The 8,933-nt window shown below is 55.0% G+C and carries 6 protein-coding genes; 4 read left to right on the top strand and 2 right to left on the bottom strand.

Going from position 1 to position 8,933, the window contains the following annotated elements; translation table 11 throughout:
• Positions 1–145: 145 nt before the first annotated feature.
• The 4 genes from ACIQ0G_RS00285 to ACIQ0G_RS00270 all read left to right on the top strand — a co-directional run bounded on the left by ACIQ0G_RS00285 (position 146) and on the right by ACIQ0G_RS00270 (position 5,722).
• The gene (locus tag ACIQ0G_RS00285; RefSeq protein WP_397576165.1) at positions 146–2,359 is read left to right on the top strand and encodes a TonB-dependent receptor; all 2,214 of its coding nucleotides are present in this window, start codon (positions 146–148) and stop codon (positions 2,357–2,359) included.
• Complete coding sequence (locus tag ACIQ0G_RS00280) at positions 2,359–3,693, top strand: alkaline phosphatase family protein (RefSeq protein WP_397576164.1); 1,335 nt, start codon at positions 2,359–2,361, stop codon at positions 3,691–3,693. The genes ACIQ0G_RS00285 and ACIQ0G_RS00280 overlap by 1 nt, the downstream gene beginning before the upstream one ends.
• 104 nt (positions 3,694–3,797) lie before the next feature.
• A complete protein-coding gene (locus ACIQ0G_RS00275) occupies positions 3,798–4,676 on the top strand; it encodes a UDP-2,3-diacylglucosamine diphosphatase (RefSeq protein WP_397576163.1) in 879 nt (292 codons plus the stop codon).
• Complete coding sequence (locus ACIQ0G_RS00270; protein ID WP_397576162.1) at positions 4,673–5,722, top strand: glycosyltransferase family 4 protein; 1,050 nt, start codon at positions 4,673–4,675, stop codon at positions 5,720–5,722. The genes ACIQ0G_RS00275 and ACIQ0G_RS00270 overlap by 4 nt, the downstream gene beginning before the upstream one ends.
• Before the next feature lie 192 nt (positions 5,723–5,914).
• On the opposite strand, the gene ACIQ0G_RS00265 is transcribed toward ACIQ0G_RS00270, so the two are convergent.
• Entirely contained in the window at positions 5,915–7,945 is a 2,031-nt protein-coding gene (locus ACIQ0G_RS00265) for a 3-hydroxyacyl-CoA dehydrogenase NAD-binding domain-containing protein (RefSeq protein WP_397576161.1), read from the bottom strand.
• 110 nt (positions 7,946–8,055) lie between these two features.
• Positions 8,056–8,931: a 3-hydroxyisobutyrate dehydrogenase gene (gene mmsB, locus ACIQ0G_RS00260; RefSeq protein WP_397576160.1), complete on the bottom strand. Its 876-nt coding sequence runs from the start codon at positions 8,929–8,931 to the stop codon at positions 8,056–8,058.
• Positions 8,932–8,933: the final 2 nt, after the last annotated feature.

Below are 8,933 nucleotides of genomic sequence, written 5' to 3'. Positions count from 1 at the left end.
CTTGTTTGATGATGCAGAATCCGCGCTTTAAATTCAGTAATATTTCAGACACATAACTTCTATCAAAGTCGCACAAGAACCGCATCAAAGTGCCACCACCCTTCCCTAGTTGGGCGCTGCAAACCTATGCAGGGAAGGTACCAAAATGCGTAAAATTACAGTGATGCTTTTAGCCGGAGTCGCTTTCGGATCTGTGCCAGTTATGGCGCAGCAATCGAATGCTCCAACAACCGCCGACGCGGAAGATGCCGAAATCGTCGTGTTCGGCCAAGGCGAGACCCGTCAGGTTCAAGAAGTGTCGAACAAAGAACTTCTGATCCTCGCGCCAGGTACCAGCCCATTGAAAGCCATTGAGAAGCTGCCAAGCGTCAGCTTTCAATCTGCCGACCCGTTTGGAACATATGAATGGTCAAGCCGGGTCTCGATCCGTGGCTTTAACCAGAACCAGCTCGGCTACACACTCGACGGCATTCCGTTGGGCGATTCAAGCTATGGTAACAACAACGGCCTGCACATTGGCCGCGCAATCATTTCGGAAAACATCGGCGTTACCCGCGTTTCGCAAGGTTCGGGCTCCATTGGCACACAAGCCACGAACAACCTTGGCGGCACGCTCGAGTTTTTCTCGGCTGACCCAAGCGACGGCTTCGGCGTTGATGCGAACCTGACCTATGGTTCGTCCAACACGATGCGCGCATTTGGCCGCATCAATTTTGGTGAAGCGGGCGGCGTTCGCGGATTTCTATCCGGCGTTTACCACAATGCCGACAAGTGGAAGGGCGGCGGCGAACAGCGCAGCATGCACGTAAACGCCAAGGCCATCATTCCAGTGGGTGATGCCGAATTTGACGGATTCTTCTCCTATTCCGACCGCGCTGAGCAGGATTATCAGGATCTCTCGCTCGAGATGATCAATCGCCTCGGTTATGACCATGACAACTATTTCCCCGATTATGCCAAGGCGATTTCCGCGGCACGCGGTGTATATGTTGCCCCAATCAATAATCTCGACGACAGCTATTATGATGCTTCGGGCCTGCGCAAAGATACGCTCGCTTCTTATGGCCTGACCGCGCCTTTGGCCGATGGCGTCACCTTCAAGATCAAGGCCTATTATCACAATAATACCGGTCAAGGTACATGGGGCACTCCATATGTTCCAAGTCCAAATGGCGTGCCCATGTCGGCGCGCACAACCGAGTATGACATCCAACGTGGCGGCGTATTCAGCTCGCTGAACGCTGAAGTTGGCGACCATGCGGTAACTGTCGGTGGCTGGTACGAGCATAACGACTTCACGCAAGCGCGTCGTTTTTATGCCTATGAAAGCAACACGACGCCTGGCCTTGATCACACTAAGTTCTTGCGCAACCCGTTCTTCACGCAGTGGCTGTTCGATTTCAACACCGACACGCTGCAATATTATGTGCAGGACAAGATCAGCCTTGGCGATCTGACTATCAACCTTGGTTGGAAGGGTTTCCAGGTCAATAATGAATCCGACCCACGTATTCAGGGGTCGTTGGCTGCCGGCAAAATCAAGTCGCAAGACTGGTTCCAACCGCATGCAGGCGTTGCATATAAGATGACGGATAAAGCCGAAATCTTCGGTGGTTTCACGCAAGTCACCCGCGCGTTTGTTTCATCAGCCACAAGCGGACCATTCGCCACAACGCAAGCCGGCTTCAACGCCTTGGTCACACGTGACCTGAAGCCAGAAAGCTCGGACACGTTTGAGCTGGGCGCACGTTACAACGACAATGTCTTCAACGGCGTGATCGGTTTATATTATGTCAACTTCCGCAACCGCCTGCTGGGTGTACAAACCGGCGCAGGCATCGTCGGGAACCCTGCCATTCTGCAAAATGTCGGCAGCGTCCGCTCGCTCGGCTTTGAAGCCGCAGGCGATGTACGTCTGGGCGGCGGCATGACCTTGTTCGCATCATATAGCTACACAGGTGCAACATATCGAGAAAACGTCATCACCCCAACGGCGGTTATCGCCACGAAGGGCAAGGAAGTCGTCGACACGCCAAAGCATCTGCTGCGCGGCGAAGTGGCTTATGACAATGACGCATTCTTCGGACGCGTTGGTGCCAATTACATGAGCAAGCGTTACTTCAACTATTTGAATGATCGCTCGGTACCCGGCCGTGTCCTCGTTGACGCCACAGTCGGTTACCGCCTGAATGCGGGGCTTCGTGCACCGCTTGAACTGCAACTGAATGCCACGAACCTTTTCGATAAAGAGTATGTCTCTACCATTGGTTCAAACGGCTTTGGCAACAGCGGCGATAACCAAACCTTGCTGGCGGGTTCACCGCGTCAGGTTTTTGTAACATTGAAAGCTGGTTTCTGATGAAATCGGCTTTGCTGATTGGCAGCGCGCTCCTTGTGAGCGCGCTGCCATCGGCGGCTTCGGCTGAGCCGGTGCTGCTGATCTCAATTGATGGTTTGCAGCCCGCAGACATTCTGAAGTCCGAAGAGCGCGGCATACAGGTTCCCAACCTGAAACAATTTATCACGAACGGAACCTACGCGGACAAGGTGAAGGGCGTTCTTCCGACCGTCACTTATCCCAGCCATGCAACTTTGCTAACGGGTGCTAGCCCCGCAAAGCACGGCATTGTCGGCAATAACAGCTTTGATCCCATGCAGATCAACCAAGGCGGATGGTATTGGTACGCCACAGATTTCAAAGTCCCCACCTTGTGGGATGCGGCTGCGAAGGCTAGACTGCGCACAGCAAATATTCACTGGCCGGTCAGCGTTCAGGCGAAAGCCGTTACATGGAACATCCCGCAGATATGGCGGACGGGGCATAATGATGATGCAAAGCTGCTAAAGGCGCTTGCGACACCGGGCCTTATCGAAGCGCTTGAAACAGAACTTGGCAGCTACGCGCCAGGCATTGACGAGAGCATAGAGGGTGACGAAACCCGCGGCCGTTTCGCCGCCGCGCTTATCACGCGCGAAAAACCCGATTTCACAACTGTGTATCTGACCGCGCTCGACCATGAGCAGCATGAAAAAGGTCCAGACACAGCCGCAGCTTATGCTGTTTTAGTTCGGATCGATAAGGTCGTTGGCCAGATCGTTTCCGCGCAAATGGCAGCGCATCCCGATAGCGTCATTGCTGTTGTATCGGACCATGGCTTTTCCAAGGTCGACACCGAAATCAACTTGTACCGTGCGTTCATCGACGCTGGCCTGATTGTGCTCGACGGTAACGGCAAAATCAAACGCTGGGAAGCCAGCCCCTGGAACTCGGGCGGATCGTCAGCGATCATTTTGGCACGTCCAGATGACGCCGCGCTGAAAGCGCGTGTCGCAGGTGTGTTAGCTACGCTCAAGGCCGATCCGAAAAACTGCATCGCAGAAATTGCAGAGCCCGCAGAAATAGCGCGCCTTGGCGCAAATCCGGAAGCGAGCTTTTACATCAGCTATGCCCCCAATGCGTATGCAGGCGGCTTCAAGGGACCGGATGCGCCATTGGTGAGCGCGTCTGGCAGCAAGGGCATGCACGGATATTTTCCCCATAGCCCATTGATGCGGTCAAGCTTCATGATGATAGGTAAAGGCGTTGCCAAGGGACGCAGCCTGGGCGAAATCGACATGCGCTCCATCGCACCAACGCTTGCCAAAGCCATGGGTGCGCTTCTGCCTGACGCAGAGATGCCTGCGGTCCGATAATGACAATTGGCAATTCTTAATGGCAAAAAATCTGTCATTGATCTGCCACGCACATGACTCATCCCTCGTTTAGGGTTTCATTAAGACACCGAGGGATGGGCAGTATGACAACCACTGAATTAAGCGACAGCCTGCTTTTTAAAAGCGACGAAAAAGGTCCAAAACTGCCGGCATGGTTCGATAAGCCCGAACCCAAAAGCTACCAACCAAAGATGCGGTTTCGCACGGTGTGGATTTCTGATGTGCATTTGGGGACAGCAGGGTGCCAGGCGGGACTGCTGAGCGATTTTCTGCATTCCATCGAATGTGAGACGCTTTATCTGGTCGGCGACATTGTCGATGGCTGGCGGTTACGCAAGGGTTGGTATTGGCCAGACCAGCACAATGAGGTCATCAGACGGGTGTTGAAAATGGCGCATCGCGGGACCCGCGTCGTCTATATTCCCGGCAATCATGACGAAATGTTCCGCGATTATGCGGGCCTGAGCTTTGGCGGGGTCGAGGTGCAGTTGGAGGCGATCCATCACACCGCCGACGGCCGTGCCTTGCTTGTAACGCACGGCGATGCCTTTGACGGCATCGTGCTATATGCCCGCTGGCTCGCCTTCTTGGGTGACCAAGCGTATACGTTGCTGTTGAAAGCCAACGTCGTTCTCAATGCAGTGCGCCGCAGGTTGAACATGCCTTATTGGTCGCTTTCATCCTATCTGAAAATGCGCGTCAAAAACGCAGTGCAGTTTATCGGGCAATATGAAGAAGTGGTGGCGCGCGAGGCCGCGCTTCGCGGTGTTCAGGGCGTTGTGTGCGGTCACATCCATTCTGCAGAAATCCGGCAGTTTGGATCGATTACCTATTATAATGACGGCGACTGGGTCGAAAGCTGCACCGCGCTGACCGAGGCGAAAGACGGATCCATGGCGATTATCGATTGGGCCGAGCATGTCCGTAAAGCTGCCGAAAAGCGGGCTTCGATCGCGGCGTGAGGATCGCCATCGCAACGGACGCTTGGCTGCCGCAAGTCAACGGCGTTGTCCGGACGATGACCGAAACGGTCAACCGGCTGAAATCGCGCGGACATACCGTCGAAGTGATCGCACCGGACCGGTTCACCACCATTCCCTGCCCCGGCTATGCGGAAATCCGCCTTGCGCTGGCACCCCGCTTTGGCGTGTGCAAGGCTTTACATGCCATGGCTCCGGACATTGTCCATATCGCGACCGAAGGCCCAATTGGCTGGAGCGCACGGGCATGGTGCCTTGCGCATGATGTGCCCTTTACCTCGGCATTTCATACCCGCTTTCCGGATTATCTTGCTGTACGAACGGGGCTATCCGCTGAGTGGTTCTGGCCAATCATGCGGATGTTCCATAAGCCATCTCGCGCCGTCCTGACCGCGACAAGGGGTCTTATGGATGAGCTTTCAGTGCGGGGCATCCCCAATACGCGCTTATGGTCACGCGGCATCGACCATGGCCTTTTTCATGGAGATCAGCCCGACCATCCCCGGTTGGCAAACCTACCCAAACCCGTCATGATTTCCGTGGGCCGTGTTTCCGTGGAGAAAAATCTGGAAGCCTTTCTATCTGCGGAAGTCGCAGGCAGTAAGGTCGTTATAGGCGACGGCCCTGCTTTGTCTGAATTAAGGATAAAATATCCCAATGCCATTTTCCTGGGAACGCTCAAGGGAACTGAACTGGCAAGCGCCTATGCCAGCGCAGACGTTTTTGTATTTCCAAGTCGAACCGATACATTTGGGTTGGTGATGATCGAAGCGTTGGCATCTGGACTTCCGGTCGCTGCATTTCCCGTCCCTGGTCCGTTGGATATTATCGGTCCGGATGGCCGCGGTCCCTGGTCCGAATTGCCACGACCGATCGGATCTTTAAGCGACGACCTGTCCTCTGCGATTCAGAACGCGCTTAATGTGCGCAAAGCCGACGCTGCTGCATATGCGCAAAGTTTCGATTGGGATCGATGCACCGACCAGTTCATCGGCGCATTGAGTGAAGTCACCAATCAAAATGCCTGACGTATAATCCCCTATATGAAAGGACCGGTTCTTTTCATGAAGTACCCAACAATCACGTCCACAGAACACGCCTAGCCGCACAAGACCGTTAACGGCACGTGGTTTCGCGATCAGTAGCTGCGCGATAAGGTACAAACGGCCGCCGCTCGCGACAACCGTTCGCACACATGACTGTTGATCGGCGCTTAGAGCTTAAGCCTTGGCCTTCAGGCTTTCTGCCACCGCAACGCCATGCCGCTCAAGTGCTTCGACGATCTTGCCAGCACCTTCAAGATCACCCCAGAACATGGGGCCGCCGCGGTAAATGGGCCAGCCATAGCCATAGATCCAGACCACATCGATATCGGATGGCCGCTGGGCTTTGCCTTCCTGAAGTATTTTGTAGCCTTCATTAACCATCGGATAGAGTGTGCGTTCGACAATCTCCTGATCGCTGATCTCGCGTTTCGGCAAGTTAGAGGTCGACCGGAACTCTTCTATGATAGCAAGCGCCTCAGCACTTGGCGTGCCGACGCGCTTTTCATCATAATCGTAAAAGCCCTTGCCGTTTTTCTGACCAAAACGGCCGGCAGCGCACAAGGCGTCACGGATCGTTTCAATTCGGCTTGGGTCGCGGTGCCAGCCAATATCAAGGCCAGCGAGATCGCTCATCTGGAATGGCCCCATCGGCATGCCAAAATCGGTATGGACCTTGTCTATTTGCGCAGGTGTTGCGCCTTCCAACAACAATTGCATCGCTGGCTGTTGGCGCGTTGACAGCATCCGGTTGCCAATAAAGCCGTGACAGACGCCAGCGACCACCGCGACTTTGCCGATTTTCTTGCCGATGGCCATCGCGGTTGCGAGCACGTCATCCGCAGTCTTTGCACCGCGCACGACCTCCAACAATTTCATCACATTGGCGGGCGAGAAGAAGTGCATGCCAACCACGTCTTGAGGACGCGAGGTGCTATCCGCAATTTCATCGACATCGAGATAGGATGTGTTCGACGCCAAAATTGCCCCCGGCTTACAAATGGCATCAAGCTTGCCAAACACCTCTTTCTTGACGTCCATGCTTTCATACACCGCTTCAATCACGAGGTCGCAATCGGCGAGGTCCTCAAGCGCGAGTGATGGCGTCAACAGACCCATCATGCCCTCAACTTGTTCGGTCGTGAAGCGGCCCTTGGCGGCACTATTTTCGTAATTTTTGCGGATGACACCCACACCGCGATCCAGATTTTCCTGAACCATTTCGACGATGGTCACGGGAATCCCCTTGGATAGGAAATTCATCGATATGCCGCCGCCCATCGTGCCTGCGCCAATAACGCCGACTTTCTTAATGTTACGCAGTGCCAAATCCTTGGGCAGTCCGTCAATTTTCGCCGCCTGTCGTTCGGCAAAGAACATGTGGCGCTGCGCAGCCGATTGCGACCCGCCCATCAGCTTAAGAAATTCAGTGCGCTCGAATTTCATGCCTTCATCAAATGGCAGTTGCGTCGCGGCCTCAACGCACGCCAAATTGGCGTAAGGCGCGTCAAAGCCGCGCCATTTTTTCGCATTGGCAGCCTTCAGCTGTTCAATAACCCCGACGTCGCCAGAAATAGGCCGATCGCGGGTGGGCCGAGGACCAACCGAAATCAATTCACGTGCATAAGCGATGGCATCTTCCGCCAAGCTGTCTTCACCGGCAAGCCGGTCGACTAAGCCAATTGCCTGGGCCTTGGCGGCGGGCAAATGCTCCCCAAGTGCGCACATCGTTGCGGCAGCCTCAATCCCCACGACACGAGGAAGCCGTTGCGTGCCACCCGCACCCGGCAAAAGGCCAAGCTTGACCTCTGGAACGCCAAGCCGGGCCGATGGCACCGCGATACGGTAATGGCAGACAAGCGCTGTTTCTAGACCACCGCCCAACGCTGTGCCATGAATTGCTGCCACAACCGGCTTCGGCGCAGTTTCGATGATTCTGAGAACCACGTTGAGGTCAGGATCTTGCAGTGGCTTTCCAAATTCGGTGATGTCGGCGCCTGCAATGAAGGTTGATCCCGCACAACGCAGCACAATCGCTTTGACCGAGTCGTCGGCAAGTGCCTGTTCAAAACCGTCCTTCAGCCCCTGCCGGACATGCCATGACAGCGCATTAACGGGCGGGTTATCGACAAGAACAACAAGGATATCATCGATTTTCTGCGTGGTGACTGACTGCACGGTAAGCTCCTCAATATCAGCGCAGGCCATTTTCGATCTGCTCGCTGGGTAAAATTGAATGTCTCGATGGTTCTAGAATGTTTTGGGTCGCGCTGGCAATCCCGCTGCATCACCAAAGCGCAGTGCCCAGATGTCTGGCGTTAGTTTTTCAGGCTTTGAATGATCGCCGAAAAGTCGAGGCCGCCTTTTCCGTCTGCATCAAATTGCGCATATAGTTCGGCCGCCCGCGCGCCCATGGGCACATCGGCGTTGACGGACTGCGCGGCTTCCATCGCCAGCTTAAGGTCTTTCAGCATCAGTGCGGTCGCAAATCCGCCCTGATAATCATTATCCGCAGGCGATGTCGGTCCGACGCCGGGAACCGGGCAATAGCTGGTCATCGACCAGTTTTGGCCAGAGGCTTTCGACGAAATGTCGTAAAAGGTTTGAAGGTCGAGCCCGAGCTTTTCCGCCATGGCAAAAGTTTCGCACGTCGCAATCATCGATGCACCCAGCAGCATGTTGTTGCATATCTTTGCCGCCTGACCGGCCCCTGATCCGCCAGCTTGAATGACAGCCTTGCCCATCGCCGACAGGATCGGCTCTGCCCGCGCAAAGGCAGTATCGGTGCCACCCACCATGAAGGTCAATGTGCCCCCATTTGCAGCCGCAATGCCACCCGAGACGGGCGCGTCAACCATGTCATAGCCGGCTGCGACAGCATCCGCCGTCACCTTGCGCGCGGTATCAACATCAATCGTCGAACAATCGAGCAATATCGCGCCTGTGGGGGCATGGCCCAATACATCGGTTTCAAATACGCTATCGACGATTTTGCCATTGGGCAGCATCGATACGACCGCGTCAACACCATCGACCGCATCACGCACCGACGTAAAGGTGGCGCAGCCATTTTCCTGCGTCCGTGCCAATGCGTCGGCCGATAGGTCAAACGCATTTACCTTGTGCCCTGCCTTAACGAGGTTGGCGGCCATGCCGCCGCCCATGTTGCCCAGACCGATAAATGCGATTTTCATGT

The sequence above is a fragment of the Sphingorhabdus sp. genome, assembly GCF_044354325.1.
Lineage (GTDB): Bacteria > Pseudomonadota > Alphaproteobacteria > Sphingomonadales > Sphingomonadaceae > Sphingorhabdus_B.
This window is presented reverse-complemented; position numbering and strand designations above follow the sequence as displayed.